Origin of the sequence: uncultured Limosilactobacillus sp. (genome assembly GCF_934202705.1) — a bacterium.
Taxonomy (GTDB): Bacteria; Bacillota; Bacilli; order Lactobacillales; family Lactobacillaceae; genus Limosilactobacillus.
On the sequence record NZ_CAKPYE010000013.1, the window covers coordinates 18724 to 37864 of the forward strand.

Here is a 19141-nt window from a genome sequence, read left to right on the forward strand (position 1 = left end):
CGCTTTTGTGATATACTAGCCCTTGCATTTAATTAAACGGAGGAATTCATAATGAAAGCAGTTGTTGTGTTTGCCACCATTACTGGAAATAATGAAGATGTCGCCGACATCGTTACCGATGCCCTCGAAAGTCATGGCGTCGAAGTCGATGAAAATGAAATGACCATGGCGGACGTCGCCGACTTTGAAGATGCGGATATCTGTGTGATCTGTCCCTACACTTATGATGAAGGCGCACTGCCTGACGAAGGGCTCGACTTCTTTGACGATCTGCAGGAAGCTGATTTAAAGGGCAAAATTTACGGGGTCGCTGGTTCTGGCGATACGGCCTACGCAGATGACTTCTGTGTGGCGGTGGATGAATTTGGCAAGGCCTTTGCAGCGGCTGGTGCGACTAAAGGAGCTGACAATGTCCACATTAACCTTGCACCCGATGAGGACGATATCAAGACTTTGGATCAATTTGTAGATCAATTAGTCCAACAGGCGGAGAACAACCATGATTAAAGAGCTCTGGGATAAGTATAAGCAGGTCGTAGCCTACCTCTTCTGGGGCGTGGTTACCACCATCGTCAATATTGCTTCCTATCAATGGCTGAGTACCGGTCTGCACTGGAATTACGAAGTGGCGACCGTGATTGCGTGGTTTTTATCCGTCCTGGTTGCCTTTTTCACGAACAAGGTGTGGGTCTTTGGTTCGCCATACACCACCTGGAAAGCCTTTTGGATTGAAATCGTCGAGTTCTTTTTCTACCGTGGTGTCACATTGCTAATGGACATGGCATTCATGTGGTTAGCATTGAGTGTGCTCGGTATGCGGGCGCCATTAGAACAGTTAATTGCTAAGACATTAGACAACGTGGTCGTGGTGATCGCCAATTACATTTTTTCAAAATGGCTGATCTTTAAGAGTAACGAAAAAATTGAAGATAAATAAGGAGTTGACGCTTGATTGCGCCAACTCCTTATTTTTAAAACTCACGCTTAATAATCTTCACAATTTGATCCGCCGCGTGGCCATCACCAAACAACTGACCGCCAGATGTCATCTGATTGTAGAACTTTTTATCATTTAATAAGGCAAAGACCGCTTGCTGAATACTGGTGGGGTCAGTCCCAACAATTTTGGCGGTCCCCGCCTTAATCGCTTCCGTTCGTTCCGTATTTTGCCTTAACAATAGGACTGGCTTGTGGAACACCGAAGCCTCTTCAACCGTCCCGGCAGAATCGGTCAAAATAAACTTACTCCGGGCGGCGGTGTTTAAAAAGTCCCCCAAATCCATTAGGGGCATCACATGAATGCGGTCGCGGTTCGATAAAATCTTGGTAGCAACCCCAAAAGCGGCCGAATCAGTTGCCACTGGACAAATAAGTTCCAAATTAGGGTTGGTTTCGATGACATCCCGCATTGTGCGGAAGACCCGTTCCATCGGTAATCCAGTGTTTTCAATCCGCCCCATCGTGAGCAAAATAAATTCGTGATCATCAGGCAGCGAAGCTAACAGTTGACTTTGATAATGATCATCATAGTACTGGGTAACGGTATCAATAATCGTATTCCCCGTTACAAAAATCCGTTCATCCGCAATCTGTTCATTCAATAAGTTTTCCCGTGCCTGCTCAGTGGGGGCAAAAAAGACATCGCTCAACGTGTCTGTCAAGTGCCGCTGCATCTCATCTGGGAACGGATTCATTTTATCGTACGTCCGTAATCCGGCTTCCACATGGGCAACTGGCAAACGATTGTAAAAGGCGCTGAGACTCGCAGCTAGTGTCGTAATCGTATCACCAAGGACCATCAGCATGTCAGGTTGGGCCGCACTGATTACCGTCTGAAAATTGTGCAACAACTGGCTCAATTGTTCGAGCATCCCAATCTCACTGCTCGATTTAACGTTTAAATCAAAATCGGAATCAATACCAAAGAACCGCATTGCTTGGTGTAGCTGTTGGTACTGCTTAGAAGCAACAACAATAATTGGCGCAAACGTTTCCGGATCCTGCTGCATTAACTTAATAATCGGCGCCATTTTAATCACTTCGGCCCGGGTGCCGAATAAAATCATAATCCGTAATTGAGCCATGTTGTCACCTCCTCACCCTTAATAAAAAATTTCATGTTTTATTGTACCGCGAATTAGTTGATAAAACTACCTCGCCCATCAAACACCAAAAGGCACTTCCCAAGGAAGTGCCTTATTAATGGTCCCATCCGGACTCGAACCGGAATCGACCGCTTAGGAGGCGGATGTACTATCCAGTTATACTATGGGACCAAACAAGGGAAATTATCCCATGCTTTTAAAATGAAGTAAAGATAATTTCCGGATTTATTTTTGGGATTTACGGCGGTGTTTTAAGCGAATTCCCTTATTTTTCCGCTGTTTATGCCGCTTCTTCTTTTTCGGCTTGGTAAAGGTATCAAACGTCCGTTGAATCGACTTTTTTACCCCATCTGTTCGCTGATGCTGGGCCCTTTGAATCCGCTTTGCATTTTCATGGCGGACCGGTTCATTCTTAACGGTGGCATCACCAGTCTCTTCAGTTACTTGCCGGTTATCAATCGCTAATGGTTGAAGTTGATAGTCAGTAGTTTTTAACAGCTTTTTCAAGTCACGAAAGTCATGATCATCACCAAGGTTCACCACTAAGCCGGGTTCGCCTTGTCGACCAGTTCGACCAGTTCGGTGAACGTATTCCGCCACCGACTGCGGAAGTTCATAGTTCACTACCGCTGGGAGTTTTGGAATATCAATTCCTCGCGCGGCAACATCCGTGGTCAGCAGTAATTTAATCTGATGTTTGCGGAACTGGCGCATTACCTTTTCCCGCTCAGTTTGACGTTGGCGACCACCAAGGGTGGCAGACGAGACTCCCGCATGTTTCAGTCGACTTGCCGTGTAATGTAAGGTTTTAATACTCGAGAAAAAGACCAAGGCACGGAAATTTTTCGTTTTACTGAGTCGTTCTAGCATTTGCGCTTTTTGGGCCATCGTCCGCGCGTACAGCAAGCCATGTTTAACGGGTCCGCGACTATCATCTTGTTTTCGGACATCATACTTCACGACATCGCGCCCGAAAATCACATCTGCTTGCTGCAGCTGCTTAGAACTAGTGGCCGAGAAAAAGGCCAGCTGGGTACTCAGCGGGGTGCGCCGTTCAATATCTTCCACCACTGCTTGAGTATCATCCCGCAGTAAGTCATCAGCTTCATCAATCACTAACGTTTTCAGATGTTTAAGCTTCAAATGACGACTATCGAGCAGATGTAAAATCCGCCCCGGGGTCCCGACGACAATATCAGGATGCCCCTTCTTCAAGCGTTCGACTTGGCGACGAAGGTTGGCTCCGCCCGTCAGTGACTGAACTTTGATGCCAACGAGGCTCGCCCACTCGCGCATCACGCGGGCCGTTTGCAAAGCGAGTTCTTGGGACGGTTCCAAAACGACCACTTGGATCCCGGTGCCGGTTTGCACCCGCGTTAGCAAGGGCCAGGTAAAAGCTAACGTTTTTCCGGAGCCAGTCGGTGCAATCCCGATCACCGACTTGCCAGTCGCTAAGGCATCATAAACGGCTTCTTGAATGGCCGTTTGTTTCTTAAAACCACGTTTTTCAAAATGTGCTTGTATTTGCTCGTTCAAAATAACTCCTTTTTAACGGTTCCGATCAGCAGGGAACATTAAATCAGCAGATTGGCGTAAGTCAAACATGACTGAGTTAACGACCCGTGCTTCATCGAACCACTTGTGATAACGTTGCAATTGTTGTTCATCATTTGGCTGCTCAAACAGGTCGGCAAAATCATTCATTTCATCCACCATTGAGTTCGTGTAGAAGACTGGGGCCTTAATTGGTTCAGCTTGCTTTTTGCTGTTGTAGTAAGTAACTTCAGTGGTGTCAAAAATACTGTCAAAGTACAAGCTATCCTTCAACCCATATATTTCTGAACCAAGATATGAGTTTGCGGTTTTACCAACGTTCAAGGTAACTTCAAACCCATCATAAGTTAAGATCGCTACCCCTTTACCATCAACGCCACTTTTGACCATCGTTGGGAAATAGACAACCGAGTTAGGGGTTCCAAACAGGTCAACTGCAGCATACACACCATATACTCCTAAGTCTTGTAGGGCCCCACCAGCAAATTCTTTAGTAAAAATATTCGGGTACGGCTTTTCATCGGCTAGTACCTTGTCATACCGTGATGAATACTTCATTACCGTAAAGGTAGCCCCTTGAATGGTCTTCATCGCTTTCAGTTTTGTCTTGGCTTGTTGATAAATTCCCGTATGAAGATGCCGCGCTGCTTCAACTAACCGAGCTGTCGGGTGCGCCTTCAATAACGATTCGATTGCACTAAATTCTTCTGGATTGACGAAGGCGGGCTTTTCCAAAATAATCAACTTATCGTTTTCAATTGCTAAACGAACTTGTTCGTAATGCAAACTGTTTGGTGAAGCAATGTAGACAACGTCAAAGTCGCCTTCATCAAAGAAGTCTTCCAAACTGTCATAAAATTCAGTGGCCCCGTATGGCTTCCCAAATTGTTTGGCCCGCTCCATGGTCCGCGAATAAACCGTGGTTAACTGATAACGACCAGTGGTTTTGGCGGCATCTAGCATCTGATCAGTAATAATGTGGGTTCCAATAATTCCGAGTTTCAACATGTTCATCAATCTCCTTTGCAATCTTTACGATTCTATTATACAAACTATTGTGACTTTTTAACAGAAATGAAATCTTTCCTTCATATTAATCTGTGTATAATAAACCTAACGAATTTATTTAGATCAAATGATAAAAGAAATTATTACTGTTGGGAGAGTCATATTTATGAGGAAAAAAGGCATGCTATTATTCGGCGCGGGATTAATGGCTGGAATCTCAAGTTCATTCGGTTTCAGCCATTCACGTCATCATCAACAATCCGCAACGGTCTCTCCTCTGTTCTACGCTGGTACTTGGGAATACTTTGACGAAGAACGACAGCGGACGCACATCATTACCATTGCACCGGATTTAAAATTGGGCATCGATCATCAGGACATCCCGGCCACAGTTGAACAGGTGAGCAATCACCAATTAGTGTACTTAGATAAGTTTGGCTATCACATTACCGTCAAGGCCAACGAACAAATGCCAGTGCAAATTATTGATGAAGCGGACGAACAAGCCTACCGCATTAGACCAGTTACTGAAAAGAAAGCATGAGCGTTGGCTCATGCTTTTTTATTCGAGAATAATTAATTCAATGTTAAAATAGAAGTATTAACTTATATTTTGGGGATGAAATTATGATTAAAAAACTTGCCGTCTTCTGTGGCGCCCGGCCCGGTTGTCACCAAGAATACATTGACATGGCCGCCGCCTTTGGTGATACGATGGCTGAACACCACATTGACCTGGTATATGGTGGCGGTCGCTTTGGTCTCATGGGCACCGTTGCCAACCACGTGTTAGACCATGGTGGTCAAGCATTCGGCGTCATTACTAAGGAACTCAAGTCTCGCGATACTAGTTTAAATCGGTTAACCGATTTAAAAGTCACCGACAATATGGATCTACGTAAAGAAGCCATGATGGAAATGGCTGATGGGCTGGTGGCTTTACCGGGTGGTCTGGGAACCGCTGAAGAAGTAATCCAAGCCGCTTCGTGGACCGGCGTCGGTGACAACAACAAGCCCGTGGCCTTTTTCAACTATCATCACTTCTATGACAATATGTATCAACAACTAGTGGTCATGAAAGAGGAAGGCTTCCTTGAGCCAGAATATTTGGATGCGGTCTGCTTTACGGATTCGTTTGATGAAATGATTGAATTCATGAACCGCTACCAAGCGCCACATTACCGTCAATACCATTAATTTAATAAATCATGCATCGCTGCTAACTGCTCTTGAATCGCGTTAGCGGCGACTTTAATTTGTTCGGTTTCCAGCGGGTAAAGCGGCAATAATACGTAATTCCCCACGCCCTGTCGATTAATCTGCACTGGATAGCTGACGTAGCCGCCAAATTGCGGTTGATTTACCGCCACCGAGAACGCCATATTACTGTTGGTTAGGATGGCGGTAATAAGACGGCGTGTCCAGGCAACGATGCCGTTCCAATCACTGCCCAGTCCCCGAAGCGCATAATAGCCATTCAATTTAGCTTGAATCGTTAATTCATGATCATCCAATTTTTTACCAAAAATTGGTCGGTCAATCGTGTGACCGTTCACCCGCACAGTTGACCAAGCCGTCACCAAATTACCATCGTGCTGACCATAAACGTAACCCTCAATGTTGCGGACGCTTTGATGACTTGAACTTTGGATGGCCAATTTAAGCCGCGCCGTATCGACCACCGTACCAAGGCCGAGCGTTCGTTGAGGCGACAGCTGCCACACCTGTTGAATTAACGCGGTGATTGCTTCGTTAGGATTGGCTAAATTAATAATCACTCCCTGCGGATCAGCTTCCCGCATCCGTGGTGCAACTTGTTGGACTGCTTGAGCATTAAAGGTAATTTCGCCAAACCGGTCGGCGCGTAATTGTTGCTGATTACCAAACGCAACCACCACGACATCGGCAGCATGTAATGCCGACCAGTCCTGAACCAAAAGTTGGGCCTGTGGCCAGCCAGCTTGTAAGTCATTTTGCAAGCCTACCGCCCGTTCATCATCTTGGTCTAACAACACTAATTGATCAGCCTGGCGGGTCGCTAATAACTGAGCCGCTAAGGCACTACCAACTTGGCCTAAGCCAATAATTCCAATTGTGCGCATGATAAAACTCCTTTTGAGTTAAAGAGCGGTGATGATCACAAAAGGATCGAATCACCGCTCTTTACTTTATTTCACTTCCGGAAACATTCCCCGTAAATAAGCTTCGGGGCCGGCCGGCATCTCAATTTCCAATTCGGGATCTAACTTCTCGACGTGATCACCATACTCGAATTCGACATCATCATTAATCCAAACCTGGATGCCAAGCGTGATGGCAACCCGGACTAATCGCTGAACAGAAACGGAACTCCCTTCGGCAATCACCGTCAATGGTTTGCCGGATTGGACTAATTGTGAAAACCGATCATTAGACAGTTTCAAACCAAATGACAGTAATTTACCGTCATCAATTTTGCTAACCATTTGTCCACAAATCGTCAGGCTTGGATCTTCGATGCGTCGTTGAACAAACTTGAGTGCTAAACGGTAACGCTTGGGCGCATCGTATTCATCACAGAAAGCCGCTAATTTATCAGTAAATTCGGTGGCTTCTCGCTTGGTCCAATCAAATTGTTCCGTGGGATCTTGCATGGCCACCGCAAAGTTACGTTCCCGCGCATCCGCAATTTCTTCCGGCGTGTATTCGCCAACCGGCTTAACTAAGTGGTAAACCATGACCAACTCGATAAAGTTAAGCGTATCATCACTAATGCCAGCACGGGAGAATGGATCAAGGTCAAACATCCGTAAACTAATGAACTGGACCCCTTCTTGTGGCAACTTGCGAACGTCATCAGTTTTACCATGAAAAGCCACTGGGCCACAAAAGTCCCCACTATCTAAATAGGTCCCGTCTTCAAGAAAACGAGAATATGACGCCACATATTCGTTAAAAGATCCATACTGAACCTGTTCCCCAGGTAAATTATGAAAGCCATCCGGACCGTTACGAAAACTCCGTACTTGATGGTCAAGGTCAGGAGCGATTACCGGTTGGGCCTTCGGAGCAACCGGACTAGCCCCAAAGAGATAGGTGAACAGCCATTGCAGTACGTAATACCCAAGGCCAAGCTTGAAGTAAAGGTAGTTGCGGAAGTCAGCTTCACAATCGAATTCATGCTGACCGAATTTCTCGTAAAGTTTGGCGATCAATTCTTCATCCAAACTATACCCAACGTGAACGCCACCCATCAATGCTCGTTTGACACCGTACTTAGCGGTCATCCGCTGGTACCGTGCGCGCGCACTTTGTTTCGTACAGGAGTCGCTCAGCCGTTCCAAATCATGTAAATAAACTGGGGTTGGTGCTAAACTAAGCGGCCATAACCGTTCCGTTTCGTGGAGGTCACCATCAACAATCTGTTCCAAAATTTCCAATTGCCGGACAGCCGCCTTGGCACTCCGGACAATAATGGCATTAAACTCCATCAAATTATCCGAATAGCCACTGGTTAAATACGGATTATTGTCACGATTGCCTAATGCTTGGGGATAAGGAAATGTACTTGTGCGGCCGTTGGTCAAAATCCGGTGCATTTCCGTCCGCATCCCAAATTTACCTTCGAACAATAAATCACGAAATGCCGGTTCGTGAAAGGCAGTTTCTAACTCTTGCTTATTCATTAGCTTCACCTTCATCTAATTCTTTTTCTTTTATCTATGCATCCTTACCACAGAAAATTGGCAATCCAATTATCGATGGTTTTACTCTTATGCAAACCAGAGTGCGTTGCCTTCGAATTCTGAAAGCATTTATTTTTGACTGGTGTCTTTTGATGACGCAGCAGATAGTTGACCGACAGCGAAGAAGCGTTGGAAACTAACCCATCAGAATGAGAACCGTCACCTAGATCACCATAAACGTTCAGGACTTGAACTGTCTTGGGAAAGCTCGTGCTGAGCTGAAGCAGCTGCTTGTAACTTGGGTAATAGCTATTAGCCGGGTACATAATGCTTGGTTTATAATGGTCCTTTGCATTAACTTTGATTTTGTTGGCTTCATCATTCAGTGATAAAACGCCATCAAATGGTCCCGCCAAAATGACAAACTTCTTTGTCTTGGGAGTTCGGCTAGCTTGGGCTGCTAAGGCTTGGTAAGCTGCGACGTTGCCTGCCGAATGAGCCACAATGTTAATTTTACGCACCCCTTGCTTTTGATACAGATAGGTCAACGCCCGATTCAACCAGTGCGCATTGGTCGTGGTGCTTGCTGAATTGTTCAAGAAATTTACTTGCACCAACGGATGCTTAACTTTTTGAAACCGTCCAGAAATGGCCAGCTGACCATTGGGTTTAACATTAATCGTCATGACTTTCCGCGTTCCTGAATAACGATGACTTAAGTCACGAATCATCGTATCCGTTGAACCGTAGTTCCCCTGCAAGCCATGGACAAACACGGTTGGGGTACCACCGGTATAGGTAGCCGCCAGCACGTGGCCTCCACAAGCAACAAAGGCGACCATCACGGTCACCAGCATCAATAAATAATTCTTAAGTTTCATTACTAATTATTAAATCCTTCTTAAAATTTAAGTACAGTGCTAACATACCACAAATTTCAGTCTAGAAGATAGTTTTTTACGAAAAAAACTTCGTGTCCAAAAACACGAAGTTGTAATTCAATTTAATTGATCCTTCTATAACGGGTACTCAAAGAGTTTCGCCGGGGTTGATCCCAAATCATCGTAGTCGAGAATTTGCGCGTTATTGAACTGAAAACCAGCTTTTAAATACGCTTTTTCTGCTGGCACATTTGGATTAATAATATCAAGGTGGATAACTCGCTGACCGTTCGTGCGCGCCTGCTGAATAATCGCCTGTAATAATTGTTGGGCAATGTCATGACCACGATAATGTTTGCTGACGGCAAACAAATGAAGAATGGCAATCTCAGAATTTGCAAAGTGATGTTGCCATGGTACCTCACGGTAAGCCGGATCTTCACCAACCGATAAAACGCCGGCAGCAACGATCTGTCCATCAATGACCGTCACCATAATTTGATCGTCATTCAGCGCCGCCTGTAAAACTGACCGGCTGGGATAGTCACCCCACGTCCACCGTGGTGAGTATTGGTCTTGTCGCTGCTGAGCACAGACTTCCTGGTAAAAGTCACACAAGTTTGCTAAATCGTTGCTGGTTGCTAAGCGAATTGTCATCTAAAATCTCCTTATAACATTAATTTACGTTGTTGAAACTAACCGCCGCATTTGGTTGCGAATTAAATTTTGGTAAGTAGTGTTAGTAAAGTTACCCAAAATCTCAGTTGCCCGCACTTGAGCTGACTCGTCAGGGACCGTAATTAACCGATGGGCGGTCGGATGGCTATCCACATAAGACCGGGTTACTGCTGTCACATCCCCAATTCCATGAATCATAAAGTGATCTAGGTGGTAGGCCGCCACTACCCGTTGAATTTCTTCTACTTGGGCTGACAGCCGCGGGAGCGAACTTGAATCCGTTTGGTCAGAAAGATAAGCACCACTGAGTTCAACAAAAATAATTTCCCAATCATTTTGTTGTGCTAAGTCAGTAAAGGCTTGTAAATAATTCCATGGCATGACATCGCTACGGTGAACTAACATCAATTTCCGTGGACCATTGCCAACCCGTCGCGTCCAAATATTAGTGCCATTGGTTAAGGTCACAAATTTGGTTTGTGTATTTAACATGATTGTCCCTCCATCCATCAAAGAAAACGCTTTCTGCGCTTCTAGTATACTCCTTTCCCTGCTGGATAGTTGATCATCAAACAGCAAAATTAAATTCCTTTCCATAAGCACTGCTGAATGGCAACATGATTTTCATCTTTAAAAGGGATGTTTTCAGCCACCAGCATTGGTCGCTGATCAATCCAACCAGGGACCAGCCTTCCCGTGGCGGTAACCACCCGGTGACAAGGATGTTTCCCATAGTGGCCGGACTTACCCAACGCTTTTCCTACTAACCTGGCATTGCGGGGCCGACCAATCAACCGCGCAATCTGCCCATAAGTTGCAACCCGTCCCATTGGAATGATGTCAACGATATTAAGGACGTCCTGCATAAATTGCTCATCAATCTTGGTCACAACGAATCACTTCCTTGATTTAAAATGTGTCGAACCCGTTGTTTAAGATCTGGCAAGACAGTTTCTCCAAACCAGGGATTCTTTGCCAGCCAAATCTGGTTGCGTGGTGACGGATGCACAATCGGAAAGTAAGTTGGCAAATATTCTTGATAATGGTGAACAATCGACGTTAGCTTCGTTGACTTCGGTAAATGCAAATAAGCGTGTGCCGCATAAGCACCAACCAAAATTGTTAATTGGATATTCGGCATTAGTTTTAATAACTGCGGATGCCAGTGCTGCGCGAAATCTGGCCGTGGTGGTCGATCACCGTGCGGCCCATTTCCCGGGAAATAAAAGTCCATTGGCATAATGCCAATTTTACCTGAATGATAAAACTCGTCCCAACTAACGCCCAGCCACTGGCGCAGGCGCACCCCACTCCGGTCATTCCAAAACATCCGCTGTTCTTGAGCCCGTTGACCGGGAGCTTGGGCAATAATATTAATTCGGACGTCTGGTCCAGCATAATAGAGTGGTGCAACCTCGCGTGCTGTCAGTTGAGCGTTCTCTGGGCTGGCTTGAATTTCTTGGAAAATTTTTTGAAATGGATCAATGGTCATCCTAATCACCTTAAAATCTTTGAAGTTATCTATAGCTTATTATGATTGAAAATAAAGTGCAATTTCTTGATATAATGAAGCCACTAAGATTTAGAGGGCGATTATAATGACAACTGAACAAAATGAACAGCTGGCTGCCAAGTATGGGCAACCAGTGAAAATGGCAATCTGGTTTGGTAACCCTTATTTACCTTGGCATGATCCAAAGGTGCCGGGCGGTAAATTAGGTCAAGAACTGGATATTAATGCGGATGGTCACTGTACTGTCCAAACGATGGTTTTTAATCAAACGATCAAAACACCGGTTGATGGTCAGCCAACGGAAAAATTAACCGTACCTGCCGACGTTGCTCAAGCCTTACTTCACCAAGCATTAGCAACAATGAATTACTTTGGTGAAGTCACAACTGGTCAGCCAGTCCACCACCAAGCCACGACAATTTGGAATACTGATGGTCAATCATTTAACTTTACTAATTACCAAGCTGATCCAGAAGCAGCAATTGAACGCTTAGCGATGAAGATCCGAGATCAGCTCAACCGCGCAGATCTAATGGTATTTGATGGTAACAGTCGGGAAGACTTCATTGAACAACTAACGGTTGATTATCACGACCACCACAATTATCAAGAGCACCTAACGCTAACACGAGCTGATAACTCAATTCAATACCAACGACAAGTAAAAGATGGAACTGCTGTGGAGATGACTTATCGTTTGCCACAAGACGTGGCACCCTTCTTAGATGATTTAAACCCGGTTGACTTAACTAGCACCATTCCCGGAGTGCCTAACGACGCAGTTGAAGATCAGGAACAGTTTGGCCATTTTAAATGTACCCTCTGGCGACGACAATTAGCACCCGTCAGTTTTAGCGGTGATTATGAACAATATTGCCTGCCACAACCGTGGCAGCAGTTAATGACGTTCATTCACCAGTTAATTGACATTCCTACTACAGGATTATTATTAGATCCCGATTACTACGGTCGTAAGAGGCGACGCATGAGTGACGTTATCTACCTGAGCGTAGCTTTTCACAAAGATGGTCACCAGTACAATTATTTAACTGATGATGATTCGATCAACGTTGGCGACTGGGTTCGGGTTCCGGTTGGCGACGACGATCACGAAGCCATTGTCCAAGTGACTGATAAAAACTATTATCAAAAAAGTGAGGTTCCGTATCCACTAAACAAAATTAAAACCATCATTCAAAAAGTTTCGAACCCCGAAGATAAATAAAGGTGCCTTCAAAACGATCGCGTTCTGAAGGCACCCGAATTATTTTTGTGGGCGATTTTTATCGGGACGACTAGCAGTTAAAGGATACTTAGCATCTAAATTGGGATTAATCCATTTAATCACCCACCACCGCCGTAACGGTTCCATGACCATCCAGCCACCAACCCACAGCATGCCAATTACTGCTGACCAGGCACCTTTGATCATTGGAAAGAATGCTCCCCATACTAACATGACAATAATAAAGATAGTGTAATACAAACTTTTAAATGTATGAAACTCCTGATGACGATTAGCTAGCTGGGCTTGCAGCTGAGTTTCTGAATGTTTAATCCGTTCCTGCTGATTATCAGATGTTTCATCGGCAAAGAGGTCACGAACGCCGACTCCTAACGCTCCAGCAATCAAATTAAGTGTTTCAATACTCCCGTCTTGACCAGCTTCAAGCCGTTGAACCGTGCGCACCGACACTTTGGCAGCCGTTGCCAGTTCTTCTTGTGACATCCCCTTAGTTACCCGTAAATCTTTAATCCGTGTATTAACCATGAAAATCACGCTCCCCCTTTAATTTAATTGTAGTCAATTATAATTAATTTGACTATAAATAAGAACGACATTCACCTGACAGACAGCTGACAATCATGTCGGATATTAGCTAAGCAACTTTCCTCCATTTGAAAATAGGCTCGAGGTAATCAAAATGGTTAAAAAAATCCTGACCAAATTCTACCATAGCAAAGCTTTCATTTGGGTCAGTGCCTTATTAATGCTAGTTATTGAAACCGGCAGTGGCTTCCTGATCTTCGAAAAATTACATCTATGGATGTTATTAGTAATTTTACTAACGCTGCTCCTTGCAATCCATTTAATCGCTTTAGTCATTCAAATGGTATTATCAGTTTTTAAGTAAATCATGATTAGGTACAAGACCACTGGTAATTACTTTCACAAAGTAAGCAAATATTGTGTTCTTTAAAAATCAGCAAAGTTTCTCAATCAGGACAAGATGAATTCTGTCTCAGGCTTACCGATAATTGTGCACTAATGATCAATATTGAAGCGCTTTATTGAATCCTTTAAAATGTCAACAACAATGATCATAGTAAAGGAAGGGATGGATAAAATGTCCAAGAAAACTTATGGTGCCGATATTGTGGTTGATAGTCTTCGTAAGCATCACATCGATTACGTCTTTGGAATTCCTGGGGCTAAAATTGATCGACTCTTTGAAGCCATCGATAATGGTCCGGCGGATAATCCTCAATTAATTGTGACCCGCCATGAACAAAATGCTATTTTTATGGCGCAAGCCTATGCCCGACTAACTGGAAAGACTGGCGTCACGATAGCTACCTCTGGTCCGGGGATTGGCAACCTGACAACCGGTTTAATGACGGCCAGTGCGGAAGGTGACGCAGTGTTGGCCATTGGTGGTCAAGTGCAACGAAAGGACCTGCATCGGGCTACCCACCAATCTGCTCCGGCAACCATGATGATGGCCCCCATTACTAATTATTCAGCTGAAATTGAAGATCCGGAAAACATTTCTGAAATCATGGCGAACGCTTTTGAGGCCAGCCAAGGGCCAAGACATGGTGGCGCCTTCGTTAGTTTGCCACAAGATGTTGACGATGCGCTCGTCAGCCAAAAGCCATTGCCTTACTACAACGGTGCCCAAGCTGGTCCCGCATCCCAGCATTCTCTGAACCAATTAGCAACCCTGATTTCGCAAGCAAAACTTCCAGTGCTATTAGTCGGCTTGCGTGGCGCAGACGACCGAACTGCAGCCGCCCTGCGTAAATTAATGAAAAATTACCATCTCCCGGTCGTTGAAACTTACCAAGCAGCGGGATTGGTTCCAAGAGAGCTGGAGAATGTTTCCTACTTTGGTCGAGTAGGATTGTTCCGCAACCAAGTCGGTGATCGCTTACTCTCATCGAGTGACTTAGTCGTCACAATTGGCTATGACCCGATTGAATACGAACCGCGAAACTGGAATAAAGAGGGTCACTTACGCATTGTTGATTGTGACACGACGGCAGCCCAAATTGATAATAATTTCCAACCAGAAATGCAATTAGTCGGTGATCTGGCAGAAAGCCTCAATAACCTGAATCAATTACTCAGTGGCTATCGACTACCTGAGGAAGCTACCAGACGTCTTGCCCAATTCCGGAAAGAACTCATCGATGAAGATCAGATTGACCACCCTTCAACTAACGGGAAAACCAGTCATCCGTTGTCAATTGTTGCGGCACTGCAAAAGCAAGTCAACGATGACACAATTGTAACGGTTGATGTGGGTTCCCACTACATTTGGATGGCACGTCACTTCCGTTGCTACAAGCCACGCCACCTTTTGATGTCCAACGGAATGCAAACGTTAGGGGTTGCCTTGCCATGGGCCATGGTGGCTGCCATGCTGCATCCAGAACACAAAGTGCTGGCCGTTTGTGGTGATGGCGGCTTCCTTTATTCAGGAGCTGAACTGGCCACTGCGGTGGCCCACCACCTCAACTTAGTAATGGTAGTATGGAACGATGGCGGTCATTATGACATGGTTCGTTTCCAAGAAGAACTGAAATATGACCAACCAGCTGGTGTTAAATTTGGTGAAGTCGATATCGTTAAATATGCTGAATCATTTGGGGCCACGGGTCTCCGCGTCAACCAACCAGCTGATCTAAGCAAGGTCCTCAAACAAGCATTTGCTACCGCTGGTCCAGTCGTAGTCGATGTTCCCGTGGACTATCGTCACAATAAGGAATTGGCCACTCACCTTGTCGATTCTGCACTGGGCCAATAAGGAGGCTGCTTATGAATACATTATATGAACATGGTACTTTAGCAATGCTGATGGCTAGAAATTTGGCTGGCACCATTACCCTACAGGAATTACTCAAGCACGGCAGCTACGGTTTAGGCACTTTTGAAGGTTTAGATGGTGAAGTGATGATTCTCGATAATGAAGTCTACCAAGCTGATTCAACCGGTAACGTGCATCATATTACCGATATGTCTAAAACTTTGCCATTTGCATCGGTCCACTTCCCCCAAAAACCACGGGACGTGGCCTTAAAAGACCTTGACTTTAAATTACTGAATGGCGCCTTTGTTCACGATCATCAATTACAAAACGTTTTCGCCGCATTAAAATTACACGGAACCTTATCCGAAGTTCTGATCCGAATTGCGCCAAAACAAGTGCGCCCCTATCCTAGTCTCCTTGAGGTTGCCCAGGGCCAACCAACCTTTACTGCACAAGACATTAGCGGAACCATCTTTGGCTACTATGCACCATCTGCCTTTGGTAGTGTTACAGCAGCTGGCTGGCACCTTCACTTCATTAGCGATGATCACCAATTCGCTGGACATTTATTAAGCTTTGCGGCTCCACAAATGAACGGTAATTATGAAGTGTTTGACCAACTGGACCAACACTTCCCTATCCATAATGACGAATTTCGCCAATCAGACGTTGATCTAAAGTCGTTACGCCAAGGGATCGCACAATCAGAAGGCCACCAGGGTTAAACGCCTAACGAACTATGACGAATAATTAAAAGTAACTAAGCCACTAGTTAGAATTATTTATCTAACTAGTGGCTTAGTCTATTTATTGTGTGACTGCCAATTAAAAATTAAGCGATACAAGATGTAGCCCAGAAGACAGGTAATGATATCACTGACCGCTTGGGCCCAAATAATTCCATGATACCCCGCTAAATGCCGTAATCCTTCCAAAACAATCCAGTAGATCAGTCCTTGACGAGAAATTGACATTAAGAAGGCCCCAAAGGCGTTCCCAATCGATTGAAAAACTGTGGTATATACCAAGATCAGTCCGACCAATGGTGTCGTAATAAACGTTGCTAATAACATTTGACTAGCCGCATTCACAATCACCGGTTGGGTCATAAAGAGACGGATAATCGGTTTAGCAAAAGCAATCAAGATTCCGCCCACCACAACTGTATAAACCACTTGGACCAAAAAATCAAAGCGCAAAATTTGGTGAAGCCGGGACCACTTCTTTGCACCATAGGTAAAGCCAATCAATGGTTGCGCACCAAAGGCAAAACCAACGATAACTAAAATTAAGACGGAATAAACCTTTTGAACAATCCCCATTGCCGCCACCATGTCGGCACCGTAAGCTCCCAATGAAGAATTCAGCAAGGCCATCCCAAAAGTTAGCGCAAAATTAGTAATAGATCCTGGAATTCCAATGGCGATCACTTCACAGACCGTGTGGAAGTCAATCTTAATGAGGCGGGGGTTCAGCGATACATATTGAGCATACCGCAAAACCATCACTACTAAAATGACATCAGTGACGGCATAGCCAATGACGTTAGCTAACGCAACCCCAGTGGTCCCCCATTTTAGAACAAACAAGAAGATTGGGTCCAAAATAATAGCAATGACCGTGCCCGTGACGGCCGCAATCATCGCATGAGTTGCTAACCCTTCAGTCCGAATTAAATTTTGGGGAACAATTGAAAAAATTACAAACACGGCACCCAAACTGAGGACCCGATAGAAATTAGCAGCTTCCGCATAGGTGCTGGCCTTAGCACCCAGCATGACCAAGATTGGGTGTTCAAATCCCAGTAAGATGATTGTTAGCAAAACCCCAATAATCACGGAACCATATAAACAAAAGCTGGTCACCCGCTTCGTTAGATGAACCTGCTTTTCACCTAACAATCGTGAAACAACGGAACTGCCACCCAAGCCAAAGATATCAGCAATGGCGAGCAAGAAGGTAAATAATGGCGCCCCAATCGTCACGCCAGCCACCATTTTCGGATCGCCAGTTTTAGCCACGAAGACGGTATCAGCTAAGTTATAAATCATAGTGGTGATCATCCCAAGCACCACTGGCAAGGCAAGTTTAAAATACGCTCGTTTCACCGGTGCTTTTAAAAATAAATTATCCACATTCAAACTCCTTTACAACGAAAAAGGGCCATTCGTGAAGGAGGTTAAACGGTATCTTCACAAGTGACCCTTTAGATTTAAATTAACGATACTATTTTATTGAAATTTTCGAAATTATGCAATAGCAAAAAGTTAAAAATTAAAAAATAGTTGGAACAAGTCCGCCATCCATTCGTAATGCTTCACCAGAGAAAGAACCCGAATACGGGCTAGCCACAAACGCAGTAAACCTGCCAATCTCTTCCGGACGAATCAGGCGTTGAATTTGCGACAAGGGCCGGTGATTCTTCATAAAGTCACTTTCCCACTCATCCTTTGGCAGATCAGTCTTGCTATACATATCCACTAACATCTGTTGAACGCCCTCTGTTAATGTTGAGCCCGGCATAATTGTGTTAACCGTTACGTGGGTTCCCTTTGTCAGTTTAGACAGGCTTTTGGCCAAGGAAAGATTCATTGTCTTGGTCAAACTATATTGTGGCATTTCGCCTGATGGCATAATTGCTTCCTCACTAGCAATAAAAATAATCCGACCCGCATCATGCTTTAACATCTTTGGTAAATAAAATTTAGCCAGTAGATTTCCGGACGTCACATTGACATCAATAAAGTGTTGCCAAGTTGCCTCATAAATAGCAAAGTAATCCATCGGTTTAAAAATTCCCATGTTATTAACTAAGATATCGACTTCTGGAAATTGTTGAAACAATTTTTGCCGTTCTTCTGCCACTGAAATATCAAAAGCGGCGCCTTGCGGGTTAGTTTCAGGAAACTTCTCTTTTAAGTCATTAACCACTGTGTCCACAACTGCTTGTTTCCGCCCGTTAATAATGACGTTAACACCTTCCCTAGCCATCTCAACAGCGATGGCTTTACCAATTCCCTTAGTAGAACCAGTAATTAATGCTGTTTTCCCATTTAAACCTAGTTGCATATGAAACCCTCCAATCTTTTTGATTGATTATCATTATTTCGTTCATTGGCTTGAATTGATTATAAATGAATAGCTTACTTTTTACAAGTAAATTTGATGATATTATTATCAAATATTTCAATATATTGGTAGTCCGAACTTTAGCAACCTGTTCAACTTTTTGTTTACTTCTCGTAAAGTAACCCAACGTGCAGTTACTAAATTAGTTATTTCACTGTTCTTGGAAATACCTACATGATGAATAATCTTGTACTTTCCGTAAAAGCTTGTATCAATAAGCCACGTTACCATCACGATCATTACAGCTGAAAATTTGGTACTGGTGCATAACTACCCTTTTAGTCCGTTGCAGGAGACGATTACTCAAGCTTTATTTAACGTCCACTGCATATGGGAACGAACAAAATAAAAAGCAGATTATTCATCAGGTTTAATAAAACTATATGGTGATACATCATCAACACCATGCAAATTACCATAAATAGAAATAGTTAATTTGGTTTTGCCTAATTCAGTATTTGACTCAATTTTTAGATTGTTCCAAGCTGAAAGCTTAGTGCTGTCGATATATAGGCCATCTTTATTTAATCGAAAAGTATTGTATTTTATTTAAATTACCTCAAAATAAAAAGCA

At 44.2% G+C, this 19141-nt stretch carries 21 protein-coding genes and 1 tRNA gene; 8 read left to right on the forward strand and 14 right to left on the reverse strand.

The window, feature by feature from the left end; translation table 11 throughout:
• The first annotated feature begins 48 nt into the window (after window positions 1-48).
• Window positions 49-507 carry a flavodoxin gene (locus Q0C76_RS08190; protein ID WP_295731883.1) on the forward strand — a complete coding sequence of 153 codons (459 nt, stop codon included), beginning with the start codon at window positions 49-51 and terminating at the stop codon, window positions 505-507.
• Entirely contained in the window at window positions 500-937 is a 438-nt protein-coding gene (locus tag Q0C76_RS08195) for a GtrA family protein (protein WP_295731829.1), read from the forward strand. The genes Q0C76_RS08190 and Q0C76_RS08195 overlap by 8 nt, the downstream gene beginning before the upstream one ends.
• A 34-nt stretch (window positions 938-971) precedes the next feature.
• Here the strand turns inward: Q0C76_RS08195 and wecB are convergent, their stop codons facing one another.
• The 4 genes from wecB to Q0C76_RS08215 form a co-directional block, all read right to left on the reverse strand.
• Window positions 972-2084 carry a non-hydrolyzing UDP-N-acetylglucosamine 2-epimerase gene (gene wecB / locus Q0C76_RS08200; protein ID WP_295731831.1) on the reverse strand — a complete coding sequence of 371 codons (1113 nt, stop codon included), beginning with the start codon at window positions 2082-2084 and terminating at the stop codon, window positions 972-974.
• A gap of 119 nt (window positions 2085-2203) precedes the next feature.
• Window positions 2204-2276, reverse strand: a tRNA-Arg gene (locus Q0C76_RS08205).
• A gap of 54 nt (window positions 2277-2330) precedes the next feature.
• Window positions 2331-3641 (reverse strand): DEAD/DEAH box helicase, encoded by a 1311-nt coding sequence (locus Q0C76_RS08210; protein ID WP_295731833.1) that lies wholly within the window; start codon window positions 3639-3641, stop codon window positions 2331-2333.
• Between the two features lie 12 nt (window positions 3642-3653).
• Window positions 3654-4667, reverse strand: a complete 1014-nt coding sequence (locus Q0C76_RS08215) for a Gfo/Idh/MocA family protein (protein WP_295731835.1) — start codon at window positions 4665-4667, stop codon at window positions 3654-3656.
• A gap of 166 nt (window positions 4668-4833) precedes the next feature.
• Between Q0C76_RS08215 and Q0C76_RS08220 the strand changes: the two genes are divergently transcribed.
• Window positions 4834-5211, forward strand: coding sequence for a DUF4828 domain-containing protein (locus tag Q0C76_RS08220; protein ID WP_295731837.1), 378 nt, complete (start codon window positions 4834-4836; stop codon window positions 5209-5211).
• An 83-nt stretch (window positions 5212-5294) separates the two neighbouring features.
• On the forward strand, window positions 5295-5864 hold the full coding sequence (locus tag Q0C76_RS08225) for a TIGR00730 family Rossman fold protein (protein ID WP_295731839.1): 570 nt from the start codon (window positions 5295-5297) through the stop codon (window positions 5862-5864).
• On the opposite strand, the gene Q0C76_RS08230 is transcribed toward Q0C76_RS08225, so the two are convergent.
• The 7 genes from Q0C76_RS08230 to Q0C76_RS08260 all read right to left on the reverse strand — a co-directional run bounded on the left by Q0C76_RS08230 (window position 5861) and on the right by Q0C76_RS08260 (window position 11383).
• On the reverse strand, window positions 5861-6769 hold the full coding sequence (locus tag Q0C76_RS08230) for a lactate/malate family dehydrogenase (protein ID WP_295731841.1): 909 nt from the start codon (window positions 6767-6769) through the stop codon (window positions 5861-5863). The genes Q0C76_RS08225 and Q0C76_RS08230 overlap by 4 nt on opposite strands.
• Window positions 6770-6835: 66 nt before the next feature.
• The gene (locus Q0C76_RS08235; RefSeq protein ID WP_295731843.1) at window positions 6836-8332 is read right to left on the reverse strand and encodes a glutamate--cysteine ligase; all 1497 of its coding nucleotides are present in this window, start codon (window positions 8330-8332) and stop codon (window positions 6836-6838) included.
• Window positions 8333-8376: 44 nt separating this feature from the next.
• Entirely contained in the window at window positions 8377-9213 is an 837-nt protein-coding gene (locus tag Q0C76_RS08240; RefSeq protein ID WP_295731845.1) for an alpha/beta hydrolase, read from the reverse strand.
• A 135-nt stretch (window positions 9214-9348) separates the two neighbouring features.
• On the reverse strand, window positions 9349-9870 hold the full coding sequence (locus tag Q0C76_RS08245; protein WP_295731847.1) for a GNAT family N-acetyltransferase: 522 nt from the start codon (window positions 9868-9870) through the stop codon (window positions 9349-9351).
• A 24-nt stretch (window positions 9871-9894) separates the two neighbouring features.
• Window positions 9895-10383 (reverse strand): hypothetical protein, encoded by a 489-nt coding sequence (locus Q0C76_RS08250; protein ID WP_295731849.1) that lies wholly within the window; start codon window positions 10381-10383, stop codon window positions 9895-9897.
• A gap of 89 nt (window positions 10384-10472) precedes the next feature.
• The gene (locus Q0C76_RS08255; RefSeq protein WP_295731885.1) at window positions 10473-10772 is read right to left on the reverse strand and encodes an MGMT family protein; all 300 of its coding nucleotides are present in this window, start codon (window positions 10770-10772) and stop codon (window positions 10473-10475) included.
• A gap of 5 nt (window positions 10773-10777) precedes the next feature.
• On the reverse strand, window positions 10778-11383 hold the full coding sequence (locus Q0C76_RS08260; protein WP_295731851.1) for a uracil-DNA glycosylase family protein: 606 nt from the start codon (window positions 11381-11383) through the stop codon (window positions 10778-10780).
• A 106-nt stretch (window positions 11384-11489) separates the two neighbouring features.
• Between Q0C76_RS08260 and Q0C76_RS08265 the strand changes: the two genes are divergently transcribed.
• Window positions 11490-12629, forward strand: a complete 1140-nt coding sequence (locus tag Q0C76_RS08265; RefSeq protein WP_295731853.1) for a hypothetical protein — start codon at window positions 11490-11492, stop codon at window positions 12627-12629.
• Between the two features lie 39 nt (window positions 12630-12668).
• On the opposite strand, the gene Q0C76_RS08270 is transcribed toward Q0C76_RS08265, so the two are convergent.
• Complete coding sequence (locus Q0C76_RS08270) at window positions 12669-13175, reverse strand: helix-turn-helix domain-containing protein (protein WP_295731855.1); 507 nt, start codon at window positions 13173-13175, stop codon at window positions 12669-12671.
• Between the two features lie 154 nt (window positions 13176-13329).
• Between Q0C76_RS08270 and Q0C76_RS08275 the strand changes: the two genes are divergently transcribed.
• The 3 genes from Q0C76_RS08275 to budA all read left to right on the forward strand — a co-directional run bounded on the left by Q0C76_RS08275 (window position 13330) and on the right by budA (window position 16163).
• On the forward strand, window positions 13330-13539 hold the full coding sequence (locus Q0C76_RS08275) for a hypothetical protein (protein ID WP_295731857.1): 210 nt from the start codon (window positions 13330-13332) through the stop codon (window positions 13537-13539).
• 213 nt (window positions 13540-13752) lie between these two features.
• A complete protein-coding gene (alsS, locus tag Q0C76_RS08280; RefSeq protein ID WP_295731859.1) occupies window positions 13753-15435 on the forward strand; it encodes an acetolactate synthase AlsS in 1683 nt (560 codons plus the stop codon).
• 11 nt (window positions 15436-15446) lie between these two features.
• Window positions 15447-16163 (forward strand): acetolactate decarboxylase, encoded by a 717-nt coding sequence (gene budA / locus Q0C76_RS08285; RefSeq protein WP_295731861.1) that lies wholly within the window; start codon window positions 15447-15449, stop codon window positions 16161-16163.
• A 78-nt stretch (window positions 16164-16241) separates the two neighbouring features.
• Here budA and Q0C76_RS08290 read toward each other — a convergent pair whose 3' ends face one another.
• Both Q0C76_RS08290 and Q0C76_RS08295 read right to left on the reverse strand, forming a co-directional pair.
• Complete coding sequence (locus Q0C76_RS08290) at window positions 16242-17573, reverse strand: MATE family efflux transporter (RefSeq protein WP_295731863.1); 1332 nt, start codon at window positions 17571-17573, stop codon at window positions 16242-16244.
• Window positions 17574-17712: 139 nt separating this feature from the next.
• Window positions 17713-18507 carry an SDR family NAD(P)-dependent oxidoreductase gene (locus Q0C76_RS08295; protein WP_295731865.1) on the reverse strand — a complete coding sequence of 265 codons (795 nt, stop codon included), beginning with the start codon at window positions 18505-18507 and terminating at the stop codon, window positions 17713-17715.
• Window positions 18508-19141 lie beyond the last annotated feature (634 nt).

Coding starts and splice junctions, on each gene's coding strand:
- Q0C76_RS08295 (WP_295731865.1), bottom strand. CDS start 18,507: ATGCAACTAGGTTTAAATGGGAAAACAGCATTAATTACTGGTTCTACT.
- Q0C76_RS08235 (WP_295731843.1), bottom strand. CDS start 8,332: ATGAATAAGCAAGAGTTAGAAACTGCCTTTCACGAACCGGCATTTCGT.
- Q0C76_RS08240 (WP_295731845.1), bottom strand. CDS start 9,213: ATGAAACTTAAGAATTATTTATTGATGCTGGTGACCGTGATGGTCGCC.
- budA (WP_295731861.1), top strand. CDS start 15,447: ATGAATACATTATATGAACATGGTACTTTAGCAATGCTGATGGCTAGA.
- Q0C76_RS08225 (WP_295731839.1), top strand. CDS start 5,295: ATGATTAAAAAACTTGCCGTCTTCTGTGGCGCCCGGCCCGGTTGTCAC.
- Q0C76_RS08220 (WP_295731837.1), top strand. CDS start 4,834: ATGAGGAAAAAAGGCATGCTATTATTCGGCGCGGGATTAATGGCTGGA.
- Q0C76_RS08245 (WP_295731847.1), bottom strand. CDS start 9,870: ATGACAATTCGCTTAGCAACCAGCAACGATTTAGCAAACTTGTGTGAC.
- Q0C76_RS08260 (WP_295731851.1), bottom strand. CDS start 11,383: ATGACCATTGATCCATTTCAAAAAATTTTCCAAGAAATTCAAGCCAGC.
- Q0C76_RS08230 (WP_295731841.1), bottom strand. CDS start 6,769: ATGCGCACAATTGGAATTATTGGCTTAGGCCAAGTTGGTAGTGCCTTA.
- Q0C76_RS08270 (WP_295731855.1), bottom strand. CDS start 13,175: ATGGTTAATACACGGATTAAAGATTTACGGGTAACTAAGGGGATGTCA.
- alsS (WP_295731859.1), top strand. CDS start 13,753: ATGTCCAAGAAAACTTATGGTGCCGATATTGTGGTTGATAGTCTTCGT.
- Q0C76_RS08195 (WP_295731829.1), top strand. CDS start 500: ATGATTAAAGAGCTCTGGGATAAGTATAAGCAGGTCGTAGCCTACCTC.
- Q0C76_RS08265 (WP_295731853.1), top strand. CDS start 11,490: ATGACAACTGAACAAAATGAACAGCTGGCTGCCAAGTATGGGCAACCA.
- Q0C76_RS08215 (WP_295731835.1), bottom strand. CDS start 4,667: ATGTTGAAACTCGGAATTATTGGAACCCACATTATTACTGATCAGATG.
- Q0C76_RS08250 (WP_295731849.1), bottom strand. CDS start 10,383: ATGTTAAATACACAAACCAAATTTGTGACCTTAACCAATGGCACTAAT.
- wecB (WP_295731831.1), bottom strand. CDS start 2,084: ATGGCTCAATTACGGATTATGATTTTATTCGGCACCCGGGCCGAAGTG.
- Q0C76_RS08275 (WP_295731857.1), top strand. CDS start 13,330: ATGGTTAAAAAAATCCTGACCAAATTCTACCATAGCAAAGCTTTCATT.